Genomic DNA, 1,808 nt, shown 5'->3' on the forward strand with positions numbered 1-1,808 from the left:
GCGGTAAAAAAGAAATGTGATTTTACAAAAATAATCTTAAAACGGCGTTAAAATTAATCATAAATTTCAAGCCCAGCGCTCTGACGGACGGCGCGGCTAAACTCTACGGCGCGCCGCGGCTTTTGTGCAAATTTCACGCCGCTTTGAAAGCGAGCAAACAACAAATCAAAGCAAACGATTTAAAATTTTAAAATTTAACGGCGCGATCTAAAATGCGTCGCAGTGCATAAGCTAATGACAAACGCGGCGCTAGGATTTACAGCGCATTACGGCCTTGCGTAATCTTGCGCCAAATTTAAATTTAAAATCGTGCCGAAGTGAAAATGCCTCATCACATACGGAATGCGAGCGAACCGCGGAAGCTAGCAATGCGCCGTATCGCATACAGCAAATGTCAAAAAATAGCCGTCGGAGCAAGCGCACATGTCGTATAGCATACAAAAGCGCAAGCAACGAAAGCAAAACTTACAGGCGAGCCGCGTAGCCGTATCGCGTAGCATGGCGCCTCGCGCGATACGGCGCCGTTTAGCGTTCGCAAAGATGGCGGATAAAAAGATAAATTTTGATGCAAATTTCATCTTTACGCGTAAATTCTCTTTTAAATCCGCCGCGATAAACTCGCCGTACTCGCGAACCGATCAAAAGCTTTCTACGCTAATAGGCGATCTCGACAATATCTCGGCGCCGTAATGATTTTCAGACGCTCCCTTGCAAATCTTATTTTCGGCATCGGGCCCTTTTTCGATAGTAATCGTTTTCTTTTTGTTATCCACGCTGATTACGAAGCATTTGTAGATATTCGCGCCCATTAGATACGCCGAATTCACTCCGTTAGATATTAAAGGAACATTCGTCATAGCCGAAAGATCGGATGAGAATTTTCCATGCCCCATATTATAGGTCCTTATATCAATCTCAACAGTCATTAAATTTGTCGTTAATTTAGAAATCTCCGCATCCTCCCTAGTAGCCAATAAGTTCACTCTCGGTAGCACAACCGTTGCTGCGAGCAAAACAAGCACCACGCTACATACCGTAGCTACTATCGTCACTACGGATAGCTTCTGAGGCGTTACGTCGTATTCGCAGTTTTGTAGCGACTCTGCGGCTGCGCTTTGCTGCACTCCGCTTATCTCGTCCGCTTTAGCTGCAGCCACTCTACGTCTTAGTTCCTCGGCTAAATCGTGGCTGATGCAGACCTTATCTACGGGATTAAAGATAGTGCCTAATGACTTGGCAAGCACGATAGCGCACGGAATTCCGATGATGGTAATGAACTGACCTATAACCGTAAAAATTCCACCAATAAAAAGCCAAATACCAAAAACTATGATATAAATGACTTTAACGATATTCGCGTAAGTCTGGTATGTCATATGCACCGCGTCGCTTACCGATCCTTTCTTTTTACGCACCATATCGTGCGTAAAGGGTAAAAATAAGAATTTGCCGTATTCCATAAGACCTAACCCCACGGGAGCGGTCACGACTAAAATGGTAAGGATCAAACCCGACAAATAGGTCAAGATAGCCAAGATCCAACCAGCCATAAAAAACCAAATAATGTTACCTAAGATACGCATATTTTACCTCTTTATAAATTATGTAAATCAAGCAAGCCGCCCGCCTCGGACAGCTCGCACAGCCTCTCTCACCCGTTTTGTAGAGTATTTTCGTAACTCGCGCGGAAGGATGCGCCGAAATACTATGGCGCAGCAAAGCGCCAAGAGGCGCTAAGGTGCACACTGCACGCGGCGCAACTGCACCTGCGGCTACGACGTACAAAACGAGCCTTGTGCATGCAAACC

At 45.4% G+C, this 1,808-nt stretch carries 1 protein-coding gene; it reads right to left on the reverse strand.

The features are described 5' to 3' along the window. Positions 1–638: 638 nt before the first annotated feature. Positions 639–1,583 carry a YccF domain-containing protein gene (locus tag Q0614_RS03815; RefSeq protein WP_298786654.1) on the reverse strand — a complete coding sequence of 315 codons (945 nt, stop codon included), beginning with the start codon at positions 1,581–1,583 and terminating at the stop codon, positions 639–641. Positions 1,584–1,808: the final 225 nt, after the last annotated feature.

The sequence above is a fragment of the uncultured Campylobacter sp. genome (genome assembly GCF_937997595.1).
Classification (GTDB): Bacteria; Campylobacterota; Campylobacteria; order Campylobacterales; family Campylobacteraceae; genus Campylobacter_B.